A 24,584-nucleotide genomic window follows, 5' to 3' on the forward strand; every position below is an offset into this window, starting at 1 on the left:
CCGGCTTGCCGGCGAAGGGGCTCACGCGCGACGCAGAACGAAATCGCGAATCCGCTCGGCGGCTTCCACGCACTCCGCCAGCGGCGCGACCAGCGCCATGCGCACCCGTCCGGCGCCCGGGTTGGTGCCGTCCACATCCCGCGACAGGTAGGAACCCGGAACCACGGTCACGTGCTCCTGCTCGAACAGGTCGCGGCAGAAGGCGGCGTCATCCCCGGCCACGTTGGGCCACAGGTAGAAGCTGCCGTCCGGGCGCTGCACGTCCATTACCGGCGCGAGGATTGCCAGCACCGCGTCGAACTTCTCGCGATACAGGGCGCGGTTGGCGCGCACGTGCACTTCGTCGTTCCAGGCGGCGATGCTGGCCAGTTGGGTCTGCACCGGCATGGCGCAGCCGTGGTAGGTGCGGTACAGCAGGAAACCCTTGAGGATGTCGGCGTCGCCGGCCACGAAGCCGGAGCGCAGGCCCGGCAGGTTGGAGCGCTTGGACAGGCTGTGGAATACCACGCAACGCTTGAAGTCCTTGCGGCCCAGTTCGACGCAGGCGCTGAGCAGCCCCGGCGGCGGGGTCTGTTCGTCGAAGTACAGCTCGCTGTAGCACTCGTCGGCGGCGATCACGAAGTCGTGTTCGTCGGCCAGGGCGATCAGTTTCTTCAGGGTGTCCAGCGGGATCAGTGCGCCGGTGGGGTTGCCCGGGGAGCACAGGAAGAGGATCTGGCAGCGCTGCCAGATCTCGGCCGGTACGGCGTCGAAATCCGGGTTGAAGCCGTTTTCATCCAGGCACGGCAGGTAGTGCGGCTTGGCCCCGGCAAGGAAGGCTGCGCCTTCGTAGATCTGATAGAACGGGTTGGGGCTGACCACCAGGGCGTCGTCGCCGCGGTTGACCACTGTCTGGGTGAAGGCGAACAGGGCTTCGCGGGTGCCGTTGACCGGCAGGACGTTGCGCGCCGGGTCGATCCAGCCGGTCGGCACGCCGAAGCGTCGCTCGCACCAGCCAGCGATGGCTTCACGCAGGGCCGGTATACCCAGGGTGGTGGGGTAGACCGCCATCTGATCGAGGTTGCTGGCCAGGGCTTCGGCGACAAAGCTCGGCGAGCGGTGCTTGGGTTCGCCGATGGACAGGGCAATCGGGCGCTTGTCCGGGTTGGGTGTCACGGTGCCGAGCAGGGCCCGCAGCTTTTCGAACGGGTAGGGCTGCAACTGGTTCAGAGCGTTGTTCATCGGTGCGTTTTCTCACTCAAAGCGGCGGTTCGGACCCTTCAGATGCTCAGGCGGGTCATTTCGATAGTCGGTTCATGGCTGACACTCAACTGTTCGACGATCGCATCCTGCAAGCGGCTGCACAGCTGTGGGTCGGAAAGAGGGTGGTTGTGCGCGTCGGTGATGAAGAACACGTCTTCCACGCGCTCGCCCAAGGTGGCGATCTTGGCGTTCTGCAGCGACAGGTCGAACTCCAGGAAGATCTTGCCGATCCGCGCCAGCAGGCCCGGACGATCCGGGGCGCTGAGTTCCAGCACGGTGACCGGGCGCTGGGCGTCGTTGTGGATGGTCACCTCGGGCTCGAAGGCAAAGTGCTTGAGCTGTCGCGGCACCCGGCGCTGGATGATGGTCGGGTAGTCGTCGGGGTTGCGCAGGGCATCGGTCAGGCCCTTGCGGATCTGCTCGACCCGCTGCGGGTTGTTGCCGATGGACTCGCCGTCGTTGTCCAGGACGATGTAGGTGTCGAGGGTGAACTGGCTGCTGGAGGTGATGATCCGCGCGTCATGGATGTTCAGGTTGAGCTGGTCCATGGCGGCCACGGTCACCGCAAAGAAGTCGTGCTGGTCCGGGGCGTAGATGAAGATTTGGGTGCCACCCTCGAACTCGCGCTGGGTGATTTCCTTGATCAGCACCAGTGGCCCGCCATCGGCCGGCTGCTGGAGGATCGCGTCGCTGTGCCAGGCCACATCGCCAGCGGTGTGACGCAGAAAGTAGTCGTCCCCCAGTTGCGACCAGAGTTGCTCGACCTCGTCCGGATCGGTGCCGTTGCGCACCAGGATGTCCAGGGCGGCGCTCTGGGTCTGGCGGATCTGCTCTTCGCGGTCCACCGGGTTTTCCAGGCCGCGGCGCAGGGCGCGCTTGGTTTCGGTGTAGAGCTGGCGCAACAGGCTGGCGCGCCAGGAGTTCCACAGCGTCGGGTTGGTGGCGTAGATGTCGGCGACCGTCAGCACGTAGAGGTAGTCGAGGCGGGTCTGGTCGACCACAGTCTGGGCGAAATCGTGGATCACCTGCGGGTCGGACAGGTCCTTGCGCTGGGCGGTGGTGGACATCACCAGGTGGTTCTGCACCAGCCAGACGATCAGCCGGGTGTCCCATAGAGGCAGTTGGTGGCGCACACAGAAGGCTTCGGCATCCACCGCGCCGATCTCCGAGTGGTCGCCGTGGCGGCCCTTGCCGATGTCGTGATACAGGCCGGCCAGGTAGATCAGCTCGGGCTTGGGCAGCTTGCCCATGAGCTTGCTGGCCAGGGGGAATTTTTCGGAGATCGGCGTGTACTGCATCTTGCGCAGGTGCTTGATCAGATTCAGCGTGTGGGCGTCCACGGTATAGATGTGGAACAGGTCGTGCTGCATCTGTCCGACGATGAAGCCGAACTCCGGCAGGTAGCGGCCGAGGATGCCGTAGCGGTTCATCCGCCGCAGGTTGCGGTGGATGCCGATCTCGCATTTGAACAGCTCGATGAACAGGCTGGTGTTGCGGATGTCGTGGCGGAAGTCGTCGTCGATCAGGTGCCGGTGCTCGCGCAGCAGGCGGATGGTGTCGGCGCGTACGCCCTTGATCTCCGGGTGCTGGGCCATCAGCACGAAGATTTCCAGCATGGCGAACGGCGTGCGTTTGAACACGTTGTCGTTGATTGCCTCGATGTAGCCGTCGTGCAGTTGGAAGCGGGCGTTGATCGGCTGTGGCGGGGCTTCGTCCTCGGGGGCGAGGATCACTTCTTCGAAGTGCTGGATGATCAGGTCGCTCAACTGGGCGATGCTCATCACCACCCGGTAGTACTGCTGCATGAAGCTTTCAATCGACTGCTTGACGTCTTCACCGCTGAAACCCAGTAGCTCGGCGATGGAGCGCTGGTGGTCCAGCAGCAGGCGGTCTTCGGCGCGGCCGGCGAGCATGTGCAGGGCGTAGCGGACCTTCCACAGGAACTCCTGGGAGGAGGCCAGCAGGGCGTTTTCGCTTTCCACCAGGAAGCCTTCGCCGGCCAGGGCTCGCAGATTCAGGGTGCCGTACTGACGCCGGGCGACCCACAGAATGGTCTGGATATCCCGCAGGCCGCCTGGGGAGCCTTTGACGTTGGGCTCCAGGTTGTATTCGGTGTCGTTGTACTTGTGGTGGCGGGCCTTCTGCTCGGCGTGCTTGGCCAGGAAGAAGTCCTTGCTCGGCCACATATGTGCGGTGCTGGTGACGTCCAGCATGCGCTGGCGCAGGCGCTCGGGGCCGGCGATGGTGCGGCTTTCCATCAGGTTGGTGATGACCGTCAGGTCGGCCCGGGCCTCCTCGGCGCATTCATCCACCGAACGCACGCTTTGCCCGACTTCCAGGCCGATGTCCCAGAGCAGGGTGAGAAAGCGTTCGATGGAGTCGCGAAAGATCTCATGATCGGCGCTGTCCAGGAGGATCAGCAGGTCGATATCGGAATAGGGGTGAAGCTCGCCGCGGCCGTAGCCGCCGACCGCCACCAGGGCGATGTCGGCTTCGTTGCTCCAGGTGAACTGGTCCCAGGCCTTTTGCAGGATGTTATCGATGAACCAGGCGCGGTCCTCGATCAGCCGGCGGATTTCCCGTCCGCTGCGAAAGCGGTTGTCGAGCACTTCCCGTGCCTGGCGGATGGCTTTCTTGAAGGCGGCGATAGGGCTGGCCTTCAGTGCCAGTTCCGCCTGGAACTGGCCACGGTCGAAGAGTTCGGGATCCACCTGCGGCATCGATTGGCTTTCCTTTCTATCTATAAGGTCGGGACGCGGCGTTGTGGATCAGGCAGATACCCGGGGGATGGTGTCATCGCTGCGCAGGGTAAAGATCTCGTAGCCGGTTTCGGTCACCAGCAGGGTGTGTTCCCACTGTGCCGAGAGCTTGCGGTCCTTGGTGATGGCGGTCCAACCGTCGCCCAGTACCTTAGTGTCGGCCTTGCCCTGGTTGATCATCGGCTCGATGGTGAAGGTCATGCCGGCCTTGAGTTCCATGCCGGTGCCGGCGCGGCCGTAGTGCAGGATCTGCGGCTCTTCGTGGAACACCTTGCCGATGCCGTGACCACAGAACTCGCGAACCACCGAGAAGCCGTTCTTTTCCGCGTGCTTCTGGATCACTTCGCCGATGTCGCCCAGGCGGCAGCCCGGCTTGACCAGTTCGATGGCCTTGTACATGCATTCCTGGGTGATCTGCGACAGGCGCTCGGCCCAGACCGGCACGGTGCCGACGTGGAACATGCGGCTGGTGTCGCCGTGGTAGCCGTCCTTGATGACGGTGACGTCAATGTTCAGGGTGTCGCCGTCCTTCAGGGGCTTCTCGTTGGGAATGCCGTGGCACACCACGTGATTGATCGAGGTGCAGATGGACTTGGGGAAACCCTTGTAGTTCAGCGGGGCCGGGATAGCGCCCTGCACGTTGACGATGTAGTCATGGCAGATGCGGTCCAGTTCTTCGGTGGTGACACCGGGTTTGACATGCTCGGCAATCATTTCCAGGACTTCGGCGGCCAGTTTGCCGGCGACACGCATTTTGGCGATGTCCTCGGGAGTTTTGAGGGTGACGGTCATACAGGCTCTCTTGACGCTCAATGGCGCGATATACACGGAATGGCTTGAAAACCTGCCCCTGCAAGGCTGGAACCGGGATGGAACCGGTGAGGTTTTCGGAAGCCGCAAAGGTGCGATTCTAACAGAGGCTCAGCGTAAATCTGAGGTTCTGCTGGCGCTTGTCTCCATACAATGGTGCATTCTGGGTTGATTCCAAGGTCAGGGCGAAAACTGCAAGGATCGACGGATGTGAATCCGGGTTCCGTTTTGGCCCTTGCTGTGGTATAAAATGCGCCGCTTTCCGGGGATGCCCCGAAAAGCTCAAACCCACACACGTGTCGACACGATGACCTGGGTGCCCTCAGCACATGCTGTTGGTTGGTCATTGGGATACGTGGAGGCCTAACCCGACTTATTAAGGAACTATCATGTCCCAAGTCAACATGCGCGATATGCTGAAGGCCGGTGTGCACTTCGGTCACCAAACCCGTTACTGGAACCCGAAAATGGGTAAGTACATTTTTGGTGCGCGTAACAAGATTCACATCATCAACCTTGAAAAAACCCTGCCAATGTTCAACGAAGCTCTGACTTTCGTAGAGCGTCTGGCCCAGGGCAAAAACAAGATTCTGTTCGTCGGCACCAAGCGTTCCGCTGGCAAGATCGTTGCTGAAGAAGCAGCACGTTGCGGTTCGCCGTACGTCGATCACCGCTGGTTGGGCGGCATGCTGACCAACTACAAAACCATCCGTGCTTCCATCAAGCGTCTGCGTGACCTTGAAGTGCAAGCAGAAGACGGCACCTTCGCCAAGCTGACCAAGAAAGAGGCGCTGATGCGCACTCGCGACCTGGAAAAGCTGGATCGTTCCCTGGGTGGTATCAAGGACATGGGCGGCCTGCCTGACGCACTGTTCGTGATCGACGTTGATCACGAGCGCATCGCGATCACCGAAGCCAACAAGCTGGGCATCCCGGTCATCGGCGTTGTCGATACCAACAGCAGCCCGGAAGGCGTTGACTACATCATCCCAGGCAACGATGACGCCATTCGCGCCATCCAGCTGTACATGGGTTCGATGGCTGACGCTGTGATCCGTGGTCGCAACAACGTTGCTGGCGGCACCGAAGTGTTCGAAGAAGCTGCAGCACCGGCGGCTGAAGCCTGAGTAACTGACGCTTAGCGTTTACTCAGTACGCAAAAAGGGGGCTTGGCCCCCTTTTTGCCAACTCGAAAATCATTTCGTCGTTGCGCCCCGACAGTTTCTGTAATGCGGGGCTGTTATGAAGTGAATTCGGGGCAGCGCCCAAGAATTGAACGCCCGTTCGGTCGGGTGGAATGGTTGAAAACCTATCCAAGAGGATTTTGAAAATGGCAGAGATTACTGCAGCGTTGGTCAAAGAACTGCGCGAGCGTACCGGCGAAGGCATGATGGATTGCAAAAAGGCCTTGACCAAGGCTGGCGGCGACATCGAGAAAGCCATTGATGACATGCGTGCTTCCGGCGCCATCAAGGCTGCCAAGAAAGCAGGCAACGTGGCTGCTGAAGGCGCTATCGCCATCAAGGACGACGGTAAAGCCGCTGTCCTGCTGGAAGTGAACTCGCAGACCGACTTCCTGGCTCTGCAGGACGACTTCAAGGCATTCGTTGCTGCCAGCGTTGAAAAAGCGTTCGCTGACAAACTGACCGACGCCGCTCCGCTGATCGAAGCTCAAGAAGCTGACCGTCTGATCCTGGTGGGCAAGACCGGTGAGAACGTCAACATCCGTCGTCTGGCTCGCGTTGAAGGTGACGTGGTCGGTACTTACCTGCACGGTAACAAGATCGGTGTTGCGGTTGTCCTGAAGGGCGGCTCCGTTGAGCTGGCCAAAGACATCGCCATGCACGTAGCGGCAAGCAACCCTGAGTTCCTGCTGCCTTCGCAGGTTTCTGCCGAAGCCATCGAGCGCGAAAAAGCTGTGTTCCTGCAGCTGAACGAAGACAAGATGAAAGGCAAGCCAGCCGAAATCGTCGAGAAAATGATCGCTGGCCGTATCAGCAAGTTCCTGGCTGAAGCCAGCCTGGTTGAGCAAGCTTTCGTCAAGGATCCAGAAGTCACCGTAGGTGCTCTGGCCAAGAAAGGCGGCGCTGAAATCGTTTCCTTCACCCGTTTCGCAGTAGGTGAAGGCATCGAGAAGAAAGAAGACAACTTCGCTGAAGAAGTTGCTGCACAACTGGCTGCTGCCAAGCAACAGTAAGACGGTTTTTCAACTGTCGCCCAGAAGAGGCTGCCCGCTCACGCGCGCAGCCTCTTTTCAAATGGGCAGGGCAATTTTGTTGCTTTACCTCGGAACCGGTTTACAAAGTCGTGTTCTGATGGCGCTGTGACAGCGTCAAGCTAGAGTGAACGCAGGCTGCAAACAGCCCGCAAAGAATTTTTAAATACGCCGCAGGAGAGATTCGCAATGGCTCAGCAGGGCAGTGGTTATCAAGCTCGCTATAAACGCATTCTACTCAAGCTTAGCGGCGAGGCCCTGATGGGCTCGGAAGAGTTCGGGATCGACCCCAAGGTGCTGGACCGCATGGCGCTGGAAGTCGGCCAACTGGTTGGCATCGGTGTCCAGGTAGGTTTGGTGATCGGTGGTGGCAACCTGTTCCGTGGCGCCGCATTGAGCGCTGCCGGGATGGATCGGGTCACAGGCGACCACATGGGCATGCTGGCCACTGTGATGAACGCCCTGGCCATGCGCGACGCGCTGGAACGTGCGAATATCTCGGCCATCGTGATGTCCGCTATTTCCATGGTGGGTGTGACCGATCACTATGATCGTCGCAAGGCCATGCGCCACCTGAACTCCAAAGAAGTGGTGATTTTCGCGGCCGGTACCGGCAACCCGTTCTTCACTACCGACTCCGCAGCCTGTCTGCGCGCCATCGAGATCGATGCCGATGTCGTGCTCAAGGCAACCAAGGTCGACGGTGTTTACACTGCAGACCCGTTCAAAGACCCGCATGCCGAGAAGTTCGATCATCTGACTTACGATGAAGTGCTGGATCGCAAGCTGGGAGTGATGGACCTGACGGCCATTTGCCTGTGCCGCGACCACAAGATGCCGCTGCGGGTATTCAACATGAACAAGCCCGGCGCCCTGCTGAATATCGTGCATGGTGGCGCTGAAGGAACCCTGATCGAGGAAGGCGAGCAATGATCAACGAAATCAAGAAAGACGCTCAAGAGCGCATGAAGAAAACCCTGGAGTCTCTGGCGCATGCATTCGGCCAGATCCGCACCGGCAAGGCGCACCCCAGCATTCTGGGCAGCGTGATGGTGCCTTACTACGGTACCGACACGCCGTTGAGCGGCGTTGCCAACGTGACCGTGAAGGACTCCCAGACCCTGCAGGTCGTGCCGTTCGAGCGCAACATGCTCGGAGCCATCGACAAGGCCATTGGCAGTGCCGGTCTTAACCTCAATCCGACCAACCTGGGCGAGCTGCTGCTGATCAAGATGGCGCCGCTGACCGAGGAAACCCGCAAGGGCTTCACCAAGCAGGCGCGTGCCGCCGCCGAGGATGCGCGGGTTGCTGTGCGCAACATTCGCCGCGATGCCTTGGGCGAGTTGAAGAAGCTGACCAAGGACAAGGAAATCAGCGAAGACGAAGAGCGTCGTGGCAGCGCCGAAATCGACAAGTTGATCAAGGACTTTGAAGCTCAGATCGCCAAGGCGACTGAGGAAAAAGAAAAGGACTTGATGGCCGTATAAGGGTCAGGCGTTTTCATGGAAAAGACCAAGCAGTCCGTGTTGTCCTCGGTGCCGCGCCATGTGGCGATCATCATGGACGGTAATAACCGCTGGGCAAAAAAACGCTTTATGCCGGGTGTTGCCGGGCATAAAGCGGGCGTTGACGCGGTACGTGCAGTGATCGAAGTGTGCGCTGAGGCCAAGGTTGAAGTCCTGACCCTGTTTGCCTTTTCCAGTGAAAACTGGCAGCGCCCGGCCGACGAAGTCAGTGCCTTGATGGATCTGTTCTTCAAGGCGCTGCGGCGTGAGGCCAAGCGTCTTAACGAGAACAACATCAGTCTGCGGATCATTGGCGACCGTTCGCGTTTCCATCCCGAGTTGCAGGCGGCGATGCGCGAGGCGGAAGCGATTACCGCGGGCAGTGATCGTTTCATTCTGCAGATTGCTGCCAACTACGGCGGTCAATGGGATATTGCCCAGGCTGCCCAGCGCCTGGCGCGTGAAGTTCAGGCCGGCCATCTGCGACCCCAGGACATCACTCCGGGCCTGTTGCAGACCTGTCTGGCAACCGGCGACTTGCCGTTGCCTGACCTCTGCATCCGCACCGGTGGTGAGCATCGCATCAGTAATTTCCTGCTGTGGCAGCTGGCCTATGCCGAGCTGTATTTCTCCGACCTGTTCTGGCCGGACTTCAAACACGAAGCCATGCGCAACGCGCTGGCCGATTACGCATCTCGACAGCGGCGCTTCGGTAAAACGAGCGAGCAGGTCGAGGCTGGAGCCCGGGTTTAATGCTTAAACAACGAATCATTACTGCGCTGATCCTGCTGCCGATCGCCTTGTGCGGGTTTTTCCTGCTCGAAGGTTCAGGGTTTGCCCTGTTCATCGGTGTGGTGGTGAGCCTGGGGGCCTGGGAGTGGGCGCGTCTGGCGGGTTTCGAGGCGCAGCCGGCTCGGGTGGCTTACGCGCTGGTAGTGGCGGCGCTGCTGTTCTTGATGCATCTGGTCCCGGGTGTTGCGCCTTGGGTGCTGGGTGCTGCGGTGTTGTGGTGGGGGTTGGCGACTTTCCTGGTGCTGACCTATCCGCGCACCAGTGAGCAATGGTCCGGGGCGGCCCCCAAGCTGCTGATCGGTCTATTGATCCTGTTGCCGGCCTGGCAGGGCTTGGTGTTCATCAAGCAGTTGCCACTGGGCAATTGGTTGATCATGGCGGTAATGGTGCTGGTTTGGGGGGCAGATATCGGTGCCTACTTCTCCGGCAAGGCCTTCGGCAAGCGCAAGTTGGCGCCACAGGTGAGTCCTGGCAAGAGCTGGGAGGGCGTCTATGGCGGCCTGGCGTTGAGCCTGGTGATCACTGCAGTGGTTGGGCTGGTGCGTGATTGGTCCTTCGGACAGATCCTGTTGGGGCTGTTGGGTGCGGCCATTGTGGTCTTCATTTCGGTGGTCGGTGACCTGACCGAGAGCATGTTCAAGCGTCAGTCCGGCATCAAGGACAGCAGTAATCTGTTGCCGGGGCACGGCGGTGTGCTTGATCGGATCGACAGTCTGACGGCAGCGATTCCAGTGTTTGCGGTGCTGCTGTGGATGGCTGCACTGTGAGTCGTGTGCAACAGATCACGGTTCTGGGGGCTACGGGCTCCATTGGCCTGAGTACGCTGGATGTGATTGCTCGTCATCCGGATCGCTATCAGGTGTTTGCCCTTAGCGGGTTCAGTCGTCTGGCCGAGTTGCTGGCGTTGTGCGTACGCCATGTGCCGCGTTTTGCCGTGGTGCCTGAGGTCGCTGCGGCGAGGACTTTGCAGGACGATCTGCGAGCCGCTGGCCTGTCGACTCGGGTGCTGGTGGGGGAGCAGGGGTTGTGTGAAGTCGCCTCGGCGCCTGAAGTCGATGCGGTGATGGCGGCTATTGTCGGGGCGGCGGGCCTGCGTCCGACCCTCGCGGCGGTGGAGGCCGGCAAAAAGATCCTCCTGGCCAATAAAGAAGCGCTGGTGATGTCCGGCGCACTGTTCATGCAGGCGGTAGGCAAGAGTGGCTCGGTGCTGCTGCCTATCGACAGTGAGCACAACGCGATTTTCCAATGCATGCCTGGGGATTTTTCTCGGGGCTTGAGTCAGGTCGGGGTGCGACGGATTCTGTTGACCGCTTCGGGCGGTCCATTCCGTCAGACGCCTCTGGCCGAGCTCGAACATGTTTCGCCGGAACAGGCCTGTGCCCATCCGAACTGGTCCATGGGGCGCAAGATCTCCGTGGATTCGGCGAGCATGATGAACAAGGGGTTGGAGTTGATCGAGGCCTGCTGGCTGTTCGATGCCAAGCCTTCCCAGGTCGAGGTGGTGGTGCATCCGCAGAGCGTGATCCATTCCCTGGTGGATTATGTCGACGGCTCGGTGCTTGCCCAGTTGGGCAATCCGGATATGCGCACGCCTATCGCCAACGCCCTGGCCTGGCCGGAGCGTATCGACTCCGGTGTAGCCCCGTTGGATCTGTTCGCGATCGCCCGTCTGGACTTCCAGGCACCCGACGAGCAGCGGTTCCCTTGCCTGCGTCTGGCGCGTCAAGCTGCCGAGGCGGGGGGCAGCGCTCCGGCGATGCTCAATGCGGCCAATGAGGTGGCTGTTTCGGCCTTTCTTGATCGGCGCATCCGTTACCCGGAGATCGCGAGTATCATCGAAGAAGTTTTGGTCCTTGAGTCTGTAGTTGCAGTCAATGAGCTCGATGCAGTGTTTGCGGCGGATGCCAAGGCCCGAAGCCTGGCAGAACAATGGTTGCAGCGTAACGGGCGATAGGATTTGCGACCGGGCGAGTGGCGGCGAATAGGATTGCGGAGAAAGTAGATGAGCGCGCTCTATATGATTGTCGGCACCCTGGTAGCCCTGGGTGTGCTGGTCACCTTCCATGAATTCGGTCACTTCTGGGTCGCGCGTCGCTGTGGCGTCAAGGTGCTGCGTTTCTCCGTGGGCTTTGGTATGCCGTTGCTGCGCTGGCATGATCGTCGCGGTACCGAGTTTGTGATCGCCGCCATTCCCCTGGGTGGCTACGTGAAGATGCTCGACGAGCGTGAAGGCGAAGTGGCCCCCGATGAGCTCGACCAGTCCTTCAATCGCAAGTCCGTACGCCAGCGTATCGCCATTGTTGCCGCCGGCCCGATCGCCAACTTCCTACTCGCCCTGGTGTTCTTCTGGGCCCTGGCGATGCTGGGCAGTCAGCAGGTGCGACCGGTCATCGGTGGCGTGGAGGCGGGGAGCATAGCCGCCAAGGCCGGTCTCGGTGCAGGCGAGGAAATCGTTGCCATCGATGGTGAGCCAACTTCCGGTTGGGCGGCGGTGAATCTGCAACTGGTGCGCCGTCTGGGTGAAAGTGGAACGCTGCAGGTGCAGGTGCGCGAGCAGGGTGCGACGGTTGACTCCTCTCGCCAGTTGGTGCTGGACAAATGGCTCAAGGGCGCCGACGAGCCGGACCCGATCCGCTCCCTGGGGATTCGCCCATGGCGCCCGGCATTGCCCCCCGTGCTGGCTGAACTCGATCCGAAAGGCCCGGCCCAGGCTGCCGGCCTGAAAACCGGCGACCGTCTGCTGGCGCTCGATGGGCAATCGCTCAGTGACTGGCAGCAGGTGGTTGATTGGGTCCGTGTGCACCCTGATACGAAAATTGTGCTGCAAGTCGAGCGCGATGGTGCTCAAATCGACGTCCCCGTGACCTTGGCCAGCCGTGGCGAAAACAAAGCGCCCAATGGCTACCTGGGGGCTGGGGTGAAAGCTGTCGACTGGCCTGCGGAGATGCTTCGCGAGGTCAGTTATGGCCCGCTGGAGGCGATTGGCGAAGGGGCTCGACGGACCTGGACCATGAGTGTCCTGACCCTCGAATCACTGAAGAAAATGTTGTTCGGCGAGCTCTCGGTAAAAAACTTGAGTGGACCGATAACCATTGCTAAAGTGGCGGGCGCTTCTGCCCAGTCGGGCATTGCTGATTTCTTGAATTTCCTTGCTTATCTGAGTATTAGCCTGGGTGTTCTGAATTTGTTGCCCATCCCGGTATTGGATGGGGGGCATTTGTTGTTTTATCTGATCGAGTGGGCGCGTGGTCGTCCCTTGTCGGATCGGGTGCAAGGTTGGGGGATACAGATCGGTATCAGCTTGGTGGTCGGAGTCATGCTGCTTGCTCTGGTCAACGATCTGGGTCGTCTGTAACGCTTCGCTGAATTGCGAATCTGCCGCATTTTGCGGCAGTTTGTTTATTGCCAGTTGGAATAAGAAAGGACTTCATGAAACGTCTGCTGCTAACTGCGGTTCTCACCGTATTGATGATCGCCGAAGTTCACGCCGAGTCCTTCACTATCTCCGATATCCGCGTCAACGGCCTTCAGCGCGTTTCCGCGGGTAGCGTCTTTGGTGCCTTGCCGTTGAACGTCGGCGAGCAGGCGGACGACCGTCGCCTGGTGGAATCCACTCGTGCGCTGTTCAAAACCGGTTTCTTTCAAGACATCCAACTGGGCCGCGATGGCAACGTCCTGGTCATTACGGTAGTCGAGCGGCCGTCGGTTGCCAGTATCGAGATCGAAGGCAACAAGGCGATCTCCACCGAAGACTTGATGAAGGGCCTGAAACAGTCCGGTCTGGCCGAAGGTGAGATCTTCCAGCGTGCGACACTCGAAGGCGTTCGTAACGAGTTGCAGCGCCAATATGTCGCTCAGGGCCGTTACTCGGCCACCGTTGAGACTGAAGTGGTTCCGCAGCCACGCAACCGTGTCGGCCTGAAGGTTAATATCAACGAAGGCACGGTCGCAGCCATCCAGCACATCAACGTGGTGGGCAACACTGTCTTTCCAGACGAAGACCTGATCGGCCTGTTCGAGCTCAAGACCACCAACTGGCTGTCGTTCTTCAAGAACGACGACAAGTACGCCCGTGAAAAGCTCTCCGGTGACCTGGAGCGTCTGCGTTCCTACTATCTGGACCGTGGCTATATCAATATGGATATTGCTTCGACCCAGGTGTCCATCACCCCGGACAAAAAGCACGTCTACATTACCGTCAACGTCAACGAAGGCGAGAAGTACAGCGTTCGTGACGTGAAGCTCAGCGGCGACCTGAAAGTACCTGAAGATCAGGTCAAGGCACTGTTGCTGGTGGAGAAGGGCCAGGTGTTCTCGCGCAAGCTGATGACCACCACGTCCGAATTGATTACCCGCCGTCTGGGTAACGAGGGCTACACCTTCGCCAACGTCAACGGCGTGCCTCAGCCTCATGATGAAGACCACACCGTGGACATCACCTTCGTGGTAGACCCGGGTAAACGTGCCTACGTCAACCGTATCAACTTCCGTGGCAACACCAAGTCCGAGGACGAAGTGCTGCGTCGCGAAATGCGTCAGATGGAAGGCGGCTGGGCTTCGACCTACCTGATCGACCAGTCCAAGACCCGTCTTGAGCGCCTGGGCTTCTTCAAGGAAGTCAACGTCGAGACACCGGCTGTACCGGGTGTTGATGACCAGGTTGACGTGAACTACGCGGTTGAAGAGCAAGCATCCGGTTCGATCACCGCCAGCGTCGGTTTCGCCCAGAGCGCTGGTCTGATCCTCGGTGGTTCCATTACCCAGAACAACTTCCTGGGCACCGGTAACAAGGTCAGCATCGGTCTGACCCGCAGCGAATACCAGAGCCGCTACAACTTCGGCTACGTTGACCCCTACTGGACCGCCGACGGCGTGAGCCTGGGTTACAACGCTTTCTATCGCACCACTGACTACAAAGACCTCGACGTCGACGTGGCCAGCTATGCGGTGGACAGCCTCGGTGCCGGCGTCAGCGTGGGCTACCCGATCAGTGAGACTTCGCGTCTGACCTTCGGCCTGACCGCGCAGCAGGACAAGATCAAGACCGGCCTGTACACCGTCGACGAAATCTTCGACTTCGTGAATAAACAGGGCGACAGCTACCTCAACTTCAAGGCGTCGGCCGGCTGGTCCGAGTCGACCCTGAACAAAGGTGTGCTGGCCACTCGCGGCCATTCGCAAAGCCTGGTTCTGGAAACCACTACTCCAGGTAGCGACCTGTCGTTCTTCAAGCTCGACTACCGTGGTCAGTTGTTCACTCCGCTGAGTGAGAACTACACCATGCGCTTCCATACCGAACTGGGTTATGGCGACGGCTTTGGTGATACCAAGGGCTTGCCGTTCTACGAGAACTACTATGCTGGTGGTTTCAACTCGGTACGTGGCTTCAAGGACAGTACCCTGGGTCCGCGCAGTACTCCGAGTCGTGGTGCTGGTGTAACCGGTAACGCCGGTACAGCTGCCGACCCAGACCAGGATCCACTGCCATTCGGCGGTAACGTATTGATCCAGGGCGGTGCCGAGTTGCTGTTCCCGCTGCCGTTCGTCAAAGATCAGCGTTCCCTGCGCACTTCGTTGTTCTGGGATGTGGGTAACGTCTTCAACTCTCGCTGTGAAAGCACGTCCAACACCATTGCGGCGTCGAATGTGAAAACGCAGTGCAACGATATCAGCTTGAGCAATCTGGCCAGTTCGGTGGGTGTTGGTGTGACTTGGGTCACTGCTTTGGGGCCATTGAGCTTTGCCCTGGCGATGCCGATCAAGAAACCGGATGACGCTGAAACTCAGGTGTTCCAATTCTCTCTCGGTCAGACTTTCTAATAGTCTACCCAAGATAACGACAATGGATTTTGTAGGAGTGCATCGTGCGTAAGTTGACTCAATTGGTTCTCCTGGCCTCCGTACTGGTCGCGAGCCCGGCGTTTGCCGAAATGAAAATCGCTGTTCTGAACTATCAGATGGCTCTGCTGGAATCAGACGCAGCCAAGAAGTACGCAGTGGATGCCGAGAAGAAATTCGGCCCGCAACTGACCAAGCTGAAGACTCTGGAAAGCAGTGCCAAGGGCATCCAGGATCGCCTGGTTGCGGGTGGCGACAAGATGCAGCAAGGCGAGCGTGAGCGTCTGGAGCTCGAGTTCAAGCAAAAGGCTCGGGACTTCCAGTTCCAGTCCAAGGAACTGAACGAAGCCAAGGCTGTTGCTGACCGTGAAATGCTCAAGCAATTGAAGCCGAAGCTGGACAGCGCCGTTGAAGAAGTCATCAAGAAAGGTGCTTTCGACCTGGTTTTCGAGCGTGGCGCAGTGATCGATGTCAAACCTCAGTACGACATCACCCGCCAGGTTATCGAGCGCATGAATCAGCTGAAGTAAGCCATGACCGCGACCATAAAACTCGGCCAATTGGCCGAGTTCCTCGGCGCCACCTTGCGTGGCGACGCGGAGAAGGAAATCACTGGGCTAGCCACCTTGCAGGAGGCTGGCCCAGCTCAGTTGAGCTTTTTGGCAAATCCGCAATATCGCAAGTACCTGGTGGACTGCCAGGCCGGCGCGGTATTGCTGAAGGCCGCTGATGCTGAGGCTTATGCCGGCGATGCACTGGTGGTGGCTGATCCTTATCTGTCCTACGCCCGTATTTCCCATCTGTTCGATCCCAAGCCCAAGGCGCCAGCGGGTATCCATCCGTCAGCGGTGATTGCCGCCGATGCGCTGGTGCACCCGGAGGCCAGCATTGGTCCGTTTGCAGTGATCGAGTCTGGTGTGCGGATTGCGGCTGGAGTGACCATCGGTGCCCACTGCTTTATCGGCGCTCGCTGCGAAATCGGCGAAGGCGGCTGGCTGGCCCCGCGGGTGACCTTGTACCACGATGTGCGCATTGGTCAGCGTGTGGTCATCCAGTCGGGGGCGGTGCTCGGTGGTGAAGGTTTCGGCTTTGCCAATGAAAAAGGCATCTGGCAGAAGATCGCGCAGATTGGCGGTGTGACCATCGGTGACGATGTGGAAATCGGCGTCAATACGGCGATTGACCGCGGCGCCCTGGCCGATACCGTCATCGGCAACGGTGTGAAGCTGGATAACCAGATTCAGATTGCCCACAACGTCCAGGTCGGCGATCACACAGCGATGGCGGCTTGTGTGGGAATTTCCGGCAGCACCAAGATCGGCAAGCACTGTATGCTCGCCGGCGGTGTGGGTCTGGTAGGGCACATCGAGATTTGTGACAACGTATTCCTCACTGGAATGACCATGGTGACCCACTCGATTACCGAGCCGGGCGCTTACTCTTCCGGTACGGCCATGCAACCTGCTGCCGAGTGGCGCAAAAGCGCGGCACGCATCCGTCAGCTCGATGACCTTGCGCGGCGTTTGCGCCAGTTGGAAAAGCGCGTTGGGGACGTGACCCCTGACGGCAATGCTTCATCAGATGGCTGATACCATTTCCATATCAAGTGTGCACAGCCGCTAGACTGCCTCCTTGATTTGCTAGAGGGGCGTGCGTTAGTCGCGCGCTCCCACTCTTTACTACAGGCTTCCCCCCGAAATGATGGACATCAACGAGATTCGCGAATACTTGCCTCACCGTTACCCTTTCCTGTTGGTGGATCGGGTAGTGGACCTGGATGTCGAGGGCAAGTGCATTCGTGCCTACAAGAATGTCAGCATCAACGAGCCGTTCTTCAATGGTCACTTCCCGGCGCATCCGATCATGCCGGGCGTGTTGATCATCGAGGCCATGGCTCAGGCTGCGGGCATTCTCGGTTTCAAGATGCTCGACGTGAAGCCAGCCGACGGCACCCTTTATTACTTCGTCGGTTCCGACAAGCTGCGCTTCCGTCAGCCAGTACTGCCGGGCGACCAACTGATTCTTGAAGCCAAGTTCATCAGCTGCAAGCGTCAGATCTGGAAGTTCGAGTGCCAGGCGTCGGTAGACGGCAAGCCTGTCTGCTCCGCTGAAATCATCTGTGCGGAACGCAAACTATGAGTTTGATTGACCCTCGCGCAATCATCGATCCGACGGCCATCCTGGCCGACGACGTTGAGGTTGGCCCGTGGTCGATCATCGGCGCTGGTGTGGAAATCGGCGAGGGTACAGTGATCGGGCCCCATGTGATTCTCAAGGGCCCTACCCGGATCGGTAAGCACAACCGCATCTACCAGTTTTCCTCGGTAGGTGAGGACACGCCTGATCTGAAGTACAAAGGCGAGGAAACCCGCCTGGTTATTGGCGACCACAACGTGATCCGCGAAGGCGTGACCATTCACCGTGGCACCGTCCAGGACCGTTCCGAAACCACACTGGGCGATCACAACCTGATCATGGCCTATGCCCATATCGGCCATGACAGTGTCATTGGCAACCACTGCATCCTGGTCAACAACACTGCGTTGGCCGGGCATGTGCACGTGGATGACTGGGCGATTCTTTCCGGTTTCACCCTGGTGCATCAGTACTGCCATATCGGCGCTCACAGCTTCTCCGGCATGGGCACCGCCATCGGCAAGGATGTGCCGGCATTCGTCACGGTGTTCGGCAACCCTGCCGAAGCCCGCAGCATGAACTTCGAAGGCATGCGCCGTCGTGGCTTCAGCGAAGATGCAATCCATGCACTGCGTCGTGCCTACAAGACGGTCTATCGTCAAGGGCTGACGGTGGATCAGGCCTTGGCCGAGCTGGCCGAGCCGGCTGCACAGTTCCCCGAAGTCGCGGTGTTTCGTGACTCGATCCAGTCTTCGACTCGCGGCATCACCCGTTAATCATGAACACTCTGCGTATTGCGCTGGTGGCTGGCGAAGCCTCCGGCGACATTCTCGGCGCCGGTTTGATGCGAGCCTTCAAGGCTCAGCACCCGGCCGTTGAATTCATTGGCGTCGGCGGTCCGCTGATGGAGGCCGAAGGCCTCACTTCCTACTTTCCCATGGAGCGCTTGGCGGTCATGGGGTTGGTGGAGGTGCTTGGGCGGCTGCGTGAGCTGTTGGCGCGGCGCAAGAAGCTGATCCAGACCCTGATTGCTGAAAAGCCGGATGTGTTCATCGGGATCGATGCCCCGGATTTCACCCTGAATATCGAACTCAAGTTGCGTCAGGCCGGGATCAAGACGGTGCACTACGTCAGTCCGTCGGTCTGGGCATGGCGGCAGAAGCGGGTACTGAAGATCCGCGAAGGCTGCGATCTGATGCTGACCCTGTTTCCCTTCGAGGCTCGCTTCTATGAAGAGAAGGGCGTACCGGTGAAGTTTGTCGGCCACTCCCTGGCCGATGCCATTCCGCTGCAAGCCGATCGCGCCGCAGCGCGTGCCGAGCTGGGCTTGCCCGATGGTCCGCTGGTGGCCTTGCTGCCCGGCAGTCGTGGTGGCGAAGTAGGGCGCCTGGGTGCCTTGTTCCTCGATGCCGCCCAGCGTTTGCGAGCCATGCGTCCCGGTGTGCGCTTCATCATGCCGTGTGCCAGCCCGGAGCGTCGGGTCCAGTTGGAAGAGCTGCTGGCCAGTCGCGACCTGCCGCTGACCTTGCTCGATGGTCAGTCCCACAAGGCCCTGGCCGCTTGTGATGCGGTGCTGATCGCCTCCGGTACCGCGACTCTGGAAGCCTTGCTCTACAAGCGGCCGATGGTGGTGGCCTATCGCCTGGCGCCGCTGACCTTCTGGATTCTCAAGCGCATGGTCAAGAGTCCGTATATTTCCTTGCCGAACCTGCTGGCCCAGCGTTTGCTGGTGCCCGAGTTGCTGCAGGACGACGCTACTGCCGAGGCCCTGGCTCAGACGCTGTCGCCGCTGATCGATGGCGGTGAAGAGCAGACCCGTGGCTTTGACGAGATCCACCGAACCTTGCGCCGTGATGCGTCCAACCAGGCCGCGCAAGCGGTGCTTGGGTTGATCGGCAAAACCCTGTGAGTAATTCAAAGATGCAGATGGGCCTGGATTTCACCCTGGTGGCCGATGCCGAGGACCTGGTGGCCGGTGTCGACGAAGTTGGCCGTGGCCCTTTGTGCGGGGCGGTTGTCACTGCTGCGGTGATTCTTGATCCGCAACGGCCGATTCTGGGCCTCAACGACTCGAAGAAACTCACTGAGGCCCGTCGCGAGAAGCTGTTCGATGAAATCTGTGAGAAGGCCCTGAGCTGGTGCATTGCTCGGGCTGAAGTCGAAGAGATCGACGAGCTGAACATCCTCCACGCCACCATGCTGGCGATGCAGCGAGCGGTGGAAGGCCTGAGCGTGACGCCGAAGCTGGCGATGATCGACGGCAACCGTTGCCCGAAGCTGGCGATGCCGGCGGAAGCTGTGGTCAAGGGCGATAGCAAGGTTCCGGCAATCGCTGCAGCGTCGATTCTGGCCAAGGTCAGCCGCGACCGGGAAATGGCCGCTTTCGAGCTGATCTACCCGGGTTACGGTATCGGTGGCCACAAGGGCTATCCGACGCCAGTGCACCTGGAGGCCCTGGCCCGCCTGGGGCCGACGCCGATTCACCGGCGTTCCTTCGCCCCTGTGCGGCAAGCTTATGAAGGCCGTGAGGCGCAGGGCGAGATTCAGTCCTGAGGCTGATGTTTTAGTCGAGGCCCGGTACAATCCGGGCCTTGTTGTTTTCGCGCTTATTACAGGATCACTATGCCGGCTTCATTCGTTCACCTGCGCCTGCACACTGAATACTCCCTGGTCGACGGTCTGGTGCGGATCAAGCCGCTGGTCAAGGCTCTCACCGGCATGGGCATGCCTGCGGTGGCGGTCACCGACCAGAACAACATGTGTTCCCTGGTCAAGTTCTACAAAAACAGCATGGGTGCGGGGATCAAGCCGATCTGCGGCGCCGACCTCTGGCTGTCGAACAAGGACCCGGATAACCCCCTGAGCCGCATCAGCCTGCTGGTGATGAACGCCGTGGGTTACCGCAACCTGACCGAGCTGATTTCCCGGGGCTTCATTGATGGTCAGCGCAATGGCCAGATCATCATCGAGCGCGAGTGGGTGGCAGAGGCCGCAGAAGGCCTGATCATGCTCTCGGCGGCCAAGGAGGGCGAGATTGGCATGGCGCTGATCGCCGGTGACCTGGAGGTCGCCGAAACCCTGGCCCGGGAGTGGATGGCGGTGTTCCCGGACCGTTTCTACCTGGAAGTGCAGCGTACCAACCGGCCCAATGATGAAGAGCAACTGCACGCCGCCGTGGCCCTGGCTGACAAGATCGGTGCGCCGCTGGTGGCCACCAACGATGTGCGTTTCATCAAGCAGGAAGATTTCGAGGCTCATGAAACCCGGGTGTGCATCGGCGAAGGCCGGGCCCTGGACGATCCGCGCCGTTCGAAGAACTACAGCGATCAGCAGTACCTGAAAAGCGCCGAGGAAATGGCCGAGCTGTTCAGCGACCTGCCCGAGGCGCTGGAAAACACGGTCGAGATCGCCAAGCGCTGCAATATCGAAGTCAAGCTGGGCAAGCACTTCCTGCCCGACTACCCCATTCCTGATGGCATGACCATCGATGAATACTTCCGCAAGGTTTCCTTCGACGGCCTGGACGAGCGCCTCAGCGTGCTGCTGCCCAAGGACACCACCGAGGACTATGAAGCCAAGCGCCAGGTCTACGTCGATCGGCTGAATTTCGAGCTGGATATCATCATCCAGATGGGATTCCCCGGTTACTTCCTGATCGTTATGGACTTTATCCAGTGGGCCAAGAGCAACGGCGTGCCGGTGGGTCCGGGCCGTGGCTCGGGTGCCGGTTCCCTGGTGGCCTATGTGCAGAAGATCACCGACCTCGACCCGCTGGAATACGACCTGCTGTTCGAACGTTTCCTTAACCCGGAACGGGTTTCCATGCCCGACTTCGACGTCGACTTCTGCATGGACGGTCGCGACCGGGTGATCGATTACGTGGCCGAGAAGTACGGCCGCAACGCGGTAAGCCAGATCATCACTTTTGGTTCCATGGCGGCCAAGGCGGTGGTGCGCGACGTTGCGCGGGTGCAAGGCAAGTCCTATGGCCTGGCCGACCGTCTGTCGAAGATGATCCCCTTCGAAGTCGGCATGACCCTGGAAAAAGCCTACGAGCAGGAAGAGATCCTGCGGGACTTCATCAAGGTCGATGAAGAGGCGGCGGAAATCTGGGAGATGGCGCGCAAGCTTGAAGGTGTGGTGCGTAACGTCGGTAAACACGCCGGTGGTGTGGTGATCGCGCCGACCAAGCTCACCGACTTCTCGCCGATCTACTGCGACGAAGAAGGCGGCGGCCTGGTGACCCAGTTCGACAAGGATGACGTCGAGGCTGCTGGCCTGGTGAAGTTCGACTTCCTCGGTCTGCGGACCCTGACCATTATCGATTGGGCGCTGAAAACCATTAACCGCGACCGCGCCAAGGTCGGCGAGGAACCGCTGGATATCGCCTTTATCCCGCTGGACGACAAGCCGACCTATAGCCTGTTGCAGAAAGCTGAAACCACTGCGGTATTCCAGCTTGAATCCCGGGGCATGAAGGAGCTGATCAAGAAGCTCAAGCCCGACTGCCTGGAAGACTTGATTGCACTGGTGGCCCTGTTCCGTCCGGGGCCGCTGCAATCGGGCATGGTGGATGACTTCATCAACCGTAAGCACGGTCGCGCCGAACTGGCCTACCCGCACCCCGACTATCAGTACGATGGCCTGCGCCCGGTTCTGGCGCCGACCTACGGCATCATCCTGTATCAGGAACAGGTGATGCAGATTGCCCAGGTCATGGCCGGTTACACCCTCGGTGGTGCGGACATGCTGCGTCGGGCCATGGGTAAGAAAAAGCCCGAGGAAATGGCCAAACAGCGTGGCGGTTTCATTGAGGGTTGCGCCAGCAACAACATCGATGCGGACCTGGCGGGCAACATCTTCGACCTGGTGGAAAAATTCGCCGGTTACGGTTTCAACAAATCCCACTCCGCCGCCTACGGCCTGGTGTCGTACCAGACTGCCTGGCTCAAGGCTCACTACCCGGCGCCCTTCATGGCGGCGGTACTGTCTGCGGATATGCACAACACCGACAAGGTCGTGACCTTGATCGAGGAAGTGCGGACCATGAAACTGCGCCTCGATGCGCCAGACGTGAACACTTCCGAATTCAAGTTCACGGTGAACGATGAAGGTCGCATCGTTTATGGCCTTGGTGCGATCAAAGGGGTGGGCGAGGGACCGGTGGAAGCCATCACCGAAGCCCGTGCTGAGGGGCCGTTCAAGGACCTGTTCGATTTCTGTGCCCGGGTCGACCTCAAGCGCATTAACAAGCGGACCCTGGATGGTCTGATTCGCAGTGGTGCCCTGGACCGTCTCGGCCCGCACTTCTTCGACGAGCCCAAGGCCTACCAGGCCAACATCGACCAGAACCGCGCGGTACTGCTGGCAGCCATGGAAGAGGCGATCAAGGCGGCGGAGCAAACTGCTCGTACCCACGACAGCGGCCACGCCGACCTGTTTGGCGGGGTGTTCGTCGATGAGGACGCGGATGTCTACGCTAACCATCGCAAGGCCAAGGAGCTGACCCTCAAGGAGCGCCTTAAAGGCGAGAAAGATACCCTCGGCCTGTACCTGACCGGGCACCCGATTGATGAGTATGAAGGCGAGATCCGCCGCTTCGCCCGTCAGCGCATCATTGACCTGAAACCGGCCCGGGATACCCAGACGGTAGCGGGCATGATCATTGCCCTGCGGGTGATGAAGAACAAAAAGGGCGACAAGATGGGTTTCATCACCCTCGACGACCGTTCGGGGCGGATCGAGGCCTCCTTGTTTGCCGATGCTTTCCATTCGGCCCAGTCGCTGTTGCAGACCGACGCCATGGTGGTGGTGGAAGGCGAGGTGAGCAACGACGACTTCTCCGGCGGCCTGCGTTTGCGGGTCAAGCGGGTGATGAGCATGGAAGACGCGCGGACCAACCTGGCGGAAAGCCTGCGCCTGAAAGTCCATACCGATGCCCTCAAGGGCGATCAGCTACGCTGGCTGGGGGACTTGTTCAAGCGTCACCGCGGTGCGTGCCCGATTACCATGGAGTACACCCGTAACGACGCCAAGGCCTTGCTGCAGTTTGGCGAGAACTGGCGGATCGACCCGGCAGACAGCTTGATTCAAGCCCTGCGTGACCAGTTCGGGCGAGACAACGTCTTCCTCCAATACCGTTGACGGTGAGGTGCCATCATTGCGCCTCATCGCCACATGAATTTTTAATCTCGACCTCAACGCGTCCGTCCCTTAAGGTAGGACGCGAATAGACAATCGGCCGGCCCAAGCCCCCTTGGACGTCGAGCCCAGACGGACGCCTATGAACCCGAATTTTCTTGATTTCGAACAGCCGATCGCCGACCTGCAAGCCAAGATCGAAGAGTTGCGCTTGGTCGGTAATGACAATTCGCTGAATATCGGCGATGAGATTTCCCGCCTGCAGGACAAGAGCAATACCCTGACCGAAGACATCTTCGGCAAGCTCACCAGCTGGCAGATCGCACGTCTGGCGCGGCACCCGCGTCGTCCGTACACCCTGGATTACATCCAGCACATCTTCACCGAGTTTGACGAGCTGCATGGCGATCGCCACTTCTCTGACGACGCCGCGATCGTCGGCGGCGTTGCTCGCCTGGATGAGCAGCCGGTGATGATCATCGGTCATCAGAAAGGCCGTGAAGTGCGCGAGAAGGTACGCCGTAACTTCGGCATGCCGCGTCCGGAAGGCTACCGCAAGGCCTGCCGCCTGATGGAAATGGCCGAACGCTTCAAGATGCCGATCCTGACCTTCATCGACACCCCGGGCGCCTACCCGGGCATCGACGCTGAAGAGCGCAACCAGAGCGAGGCGATTGCCTGGAACCTGCGGGTCATGGCACGCCTGAAGACCCCGATCATCGCCACCGTGATCGGTGAGGGTGGTTCCGGCGGCGCATTGGCCATCGGCGTCTGCGACCAGTTGAACATGCTGCAATATTCCACTTATGCGGTGATCTCGCCGGAAGGCTGCGCCTCGATCCTGTGGAAAACCTCGGAAAAGGCCGCCGATGCAGCCGAGGCCATGGGCATCACCGCCGAGCGTCTGAAAGGCCTGGGCATTGTCGACAAGGTCATCAGTGAGCCGCTGGGTGGCGCCCATCGTGATCCAGCCGCCGCGGCTGCCTCGATCCGTGCCGAACTCAGCTCGCAGCTGGCAATGCTCAAGGAAATGGATAACGACACCCTGCTGGCCCGTCGTTATGACCGCCTGATGAGCTACGGTCTCTGATCGAGCACTGTTCCCCCTTGTAGGGGTACGCTTGCTCGCGACCCAGGCGCCGCAAT

Annotated in this window: 20 protein-coding genes; 17 read left to right on the top strand and 3 right to left on the bottom strand. The window is 59.9% G+C overall.

The window, feature by feature from the left end; all coding sequences use genetic code 11:
* Nucleotides 1–21 precede the first annotated feature (21 nt).
* The 3 genes from dapC to map are packed head-to-tail and all read right to left on the bottom strand — an operon-like array spanning nt 22 to nt 4,793.
* Complete coding sequence (gene dapC, locus WIN67_RS05775) at nt 22–1,221, bottom strand: succinyldiaminopimelate transaminase (RefSeq protein ID WP_110596478.1); 1,200 nt, start codon at nt 1,219–1,221, stop codon at nt 22–24.
* Between the two features lie 38 nt (nt 1,222–1,259).
* Nucleotides 1,260–3,962, bottom strand: a complete 2,703-nt coding sequence (locus WIN67_RS05780) for a [protein-PII] uridylyltransferase (protein ID WP_123393597.1) — start codon at nt 3,960–3,962, stop codon at nt 1,260–1,262.
* Between the two features lie 48 nt (nt 3,963–4,010).
* On the bottom strand, nt 4,011–4,793 hold the full coding sequence (gene map / locus WIN67_RS05785) for a type I methionyl aminopeptidase (RefSeq protein WP_102861366.1): 783 nt from the start codon (nt 4,791–4,793) through the stop codon (nt 4,011–4,013).
* A 407-nt stretch (nt 4,794–5,200) separates the two neighbouring features.
* Here map and rpsB point away from each other — a divergent pair, with 407 nt between their 5' ends.
* The 17 genes from rpsB (at nt 5,201) to WIN67_RS05870 (ending at nt 24,528) form a co-directional block, all read left to right on the top strand.
* Nucleotides 5,201–5,938, top strand: a complete 738-nt coding sequence (gene rpsB / locus WIN67_RS05790) for a 30S ribosomal protein S2 (protein WP_011059524.1) — start codon at nt 5,201–5,203, stop codon at nt 5,936–5,938.
* 203 nt (nt 5,939–6,141) lie between these two features.
* The gene (tsf, locus tag WIN67_RS05795; RefSeq protein ID WP_016962579.1) at nt 6,142–7,008 is read left to right on the top strand and encodes a translation elongation factor Ts; all 867 of its coding nucleotides are present in this window, start codon (nt 6,142–6,144) and stop codon (nt 7,006–7,008) included.
* Nucleotides 7,009–7,215: 207 nt separating this feature from the next.
* On the top strand, nt 7,216–7,959 hold the full coding sequence (gene pyrH / locus WIN67_RS05800) for a UMP kinase (protein ID WP_011059526.1): 744 nt from the start codon (nt 7,216–7,218) through the stop codon (nt 7,957–7,959).
* On the top strand, nt 7,956–8,513 hold the full coding sequence (gene frr / locus WIN67_RS05805; RefSeq protein ID WP_102861367.1) for a ribosome recycling factor: 558 nt from the start codon (nt 7,956–7,958) through the stop codon (nt 8,511–8,513). Before pyrH ends, frr begins: the two co-directional genes overlap by 4 nt.
* A gap of 15 nt (nt 8,514–8,528) precedes the next feature.
* Nucleotides 8,529–9,284, top strand: coding sequence for a polyprenyl diphosphate synthase (gene uppS, locus WIN67_RS05810; RefSeq protein ID WP_339070751.1), 756 nt, complete (start codon nt 8,529–8,531; stop codon nt 9,282–9,284).
* On the top strand, nt 9,284–10,090 hold the full coding sequence (locus WIN67_RS05815; protein WP_123393595.1) for a phosphatidate cytidylyltransferase: 807 nt from the start codon (nt 9,284–9,286) through the stop codon (nt 10,088–10,090). The genes uppS and WIN67_RS05815 overlap by 1 nt, the downstream gene beginning before the upstream one ends.
* Complete coding sequence (gene ispC, locus WIN67_RS05820; RefSeq protein WP_339070752.1) at nt 10,087–11,277, top strand: 1-deoxy-D-xylulose-5-phosphate reductoisomerase; 1,191 nt, start codon at nt 10,087–10,089, stop codon at nt 11,275–11,277. Before WIN67_RS05815 ends, ispC begins: the two co-directional genes overlap by 4 nt.
* 48 nt (nt 11,278–11,325) lie before the next feature.
* Nucleotides 11,326–12,678: a sigma E protease regulator RseP gene (gene rseP / locus WIN67_RS05825; protein WP_110596481.1), complete on the top strand. Its 1,353-nt coding sequence runs from the start codon at nt 11,326–11,328 to the stop codon at nt 12,676–12,678.
* Between the two features lie 74 nt (nt 12,679–12,752).
* Nucleotides 12,753–15,143: an outer membrane protein assembly factor BamA gene (gene bamA / locus WIN67_RS05830; RefSeq protein ID WP_102861372.1), complete on the top strand. Its 2,391-nt coding sequence runs from the start codon at nt 12,753–12,755 to the stop codon at nt 15,141–15,143.
* A 44-nt stretch (nt 15,144–15,187) separates the two neighbouring features.
* Entirely contained in the window at nt 15,188–15,691 is a 504-nt protein-coding gene (locus WIN67_RS05835; RefSeq protein WP_102861373.1) for an OmpH family outer membrane protein, read from the top strand.
* 3 nt (nt 15,692–15,694) lie between these two features.
* Nucleotides 15,695–16,750, top strand: coding sequence for a UDP-3-O-(3-hydroxymyristoyl)glucosamine N-acyltransferase (gene lpxD / locus WIN67_RS05840; RefSeq protein WP_213664805.1), 1,056 nt, complete (start codon nt 15,695–15,697; stop codon nt 16,748–16,750).
* Between the two features lie 109 nt (nt 16,751–16,859).
* Complete coding sequence (gene fabZ, locus WIN67_RS05845; protein ID WP_007924058.1) at nt 16,860–17,300, top strand: 3-hydroxyacyl-ACP dehydratase FabZ; 441 nt, start codon at nt 16,860–16,862, stop codon at nt 17,298–17,300.
* Nucleotides 17,297–18,073, top strand: coding sequence for an acyl-ACP--UDP-N-acetylglucosamine O-acyltransferase (gene lpxA, locus WIN67_RS05850; RefSeq protein ID WP_102861375.1), 777 nt, complete (start codon nt 17,297–17,299; stop codon nt 18,071–18,073). The genes fabZ and lpxA overlap by 4 nt, the downstream gene beginning before the upstream one ends.
* Nucleotides 18,074–18,075: 2 nt before the next feature.
* Nucleotides 18,076–19,206, top strand: coding sequence for a lipid-A-disaccharide synthase (gene lpxB / locus WIN67_RS05855; RefSeq protein WP_422394661.1), 1,131 nt, complete (start codon nt 18,076–18,078; stop codon nt 19,204–19,206).
* Nucleotides 19,207–19,217: 11 nt separating this feature from the next.
* Complete coding sequence (rnhB, locus tag WIN67_RS05860) at nt 19,218–19,850, top strand: ribonuclease HII (RefSeq protein WP_339071684.1); 633 nt, start codon at nt 19,218–19,220, stop codon at nt 19,848–19,850.
* Between the two features lie 69 nt (nt 19,851–19,919).
* Nucleotides 19,920–23,441 (top strand): DNA polymerase III subunit alpha, encoded by a 3,522-nt coding sequence (gene dnaE / locus WIN67_RS05865; protein WP_123393590.1) that lies wholly within the window; start codon nt 19,920–19,922, stop codon nt 23,439–23,441.
* Between the two features lie 139 nt (nt 23,442–23,580).
* Complete coding sequence (locus WIN67_RS05870) at nt 23,581–24,528, top strand: acetyl-CoA carboxylase carboxyltransferase subunit alpha (RefSeq protein ID WP_016964689.1); 948 nt, start codon at nt 23,581–23,583, stop codon at nt 24,526–24,528.
* Nucleotides 24,529–24,584: the final 56 nt, after the last annotated feature.

Source organism: Pseudomonas idahonensis, from assembly GCF_037903935.1.
GTDB lineage: Bacteria > Pseudomonadota > Gammaproteobacteria > Pseudomonadales > Pseudomonadaceae > Aquipseudomonas > Aquipseudomonas danubii.

Coding starts and splice junctions, on each gene's coding strand:
- frr (WP_102861367.1), top strand. CDS start 7,956: ATGATCAACGAAATCAAGAAAGACGCTCAAGAGCGCATGAAGAAAACC.
- lpxB (WP_422394661.1), top strand. CDS start 18,076: ATGAACACTCTGCGTATTGCGCTGGTGGCTGGCGAAGCCTCCGGCGAC.
- lpxA (WP_102861375.1), top strand. CDS start 17,297: ATGAGTTTGATTGACCCTCGCGCAATCATCGATCCGACGGCCATCCTG.
- rnhB (WP_339071684.1), top strand. CDS start 19,218: ATGCAGATGGGCCTGGATTTCACCCTGGTGGCCGATGCCGAGGACCTG.
- WIN67_RS05815 (WP_123393595.1), top strand. CDS start 9,284: ATGCTTAAACAACGAATCATTACTGCGCTGATCCTGCTGCCGATCGCC.
- dapC (WP_110596478.1), bottom strand. CDS start 1,221: ATGAACAACGCTCTGAACCAGTTGCAGCCCTACCCGTTCGAAAAGCTG.
- dnaE (WP_123393590.1), top strand. CDS start 19,920: ATGCCGGCTTCATTCGTTCACCTGCGCCTGCACACTGAATACTCCCTG.
- bamA (WP_102861372.1), top strand. CDS start 12,753: ATGAAACGTCTGCTGCTAACTGCGGTTCTCACCGTATTGATGATCGCC.
- fabZ (WP_007924058.1), top strand. CDS start 16,860: ATGATGGACATCAACGAGATTCGCGAATACTTGCCTCACCGTTACCCT.
- map (WP_102861366.1), bottom strand. CDS start 4,793: ATGACCGTCACCCTCAAAACTCCCGAGGACATCGCCAAAATGCGTGTC.
- lpxD (WP_213664805.1), top strand. CDS start 15,695: ATGACCGCGACCATAAAACTCGGCCAATTGGCCGAGTTCCTCGGCGCC.
- rpsB (WP_011059524.1), top strand. CDS start 5,201: ATGTCCCAAGTCAACATGCGCGATATGCTGAAGGCCGGTGTGCACTTC.
- pyrH (WP_011059526.1), top strand. CDS start 7,216: ATGGCTCAGCAGGGCAGTGGTTATCAAGCTCGCTATAAACGCATTCTA.
- WIN67_RS05780 (WP_123393597.1), bottom strand. CDS start 3,962: ATGCCGCAGGTGGATCCCGAACTCTTCGACCGTGGCCAGTTCCAGGCG.
- rseP (WP_110596481.1), top strand. CDS start 11,326: ATGAGCGCGCTCTATATGATTGTCGGCACCCTGGTAGCCCTGGGTGTG.
- uppS (WP_339070751.1), top strand. CDS start 8,529: ATGGAAAAGACCAAGCAGTCCGTGTTGTCCTCGGTGCCGCGCCATGTG.
- WIN67_RS05870 (WP_016964689.1), top strand. CDS start 23,581: ATGAACCCGAATTTTCTTGATTTCGAACAGCCGATCGCCGACCTGCAA.
- tsf (WP_016962579.1), top strand. CDS start 6,142: ATGGCAGAGATTACTGCAGCGTTGGTCAAAGAACTGCGCGAGCGTACC.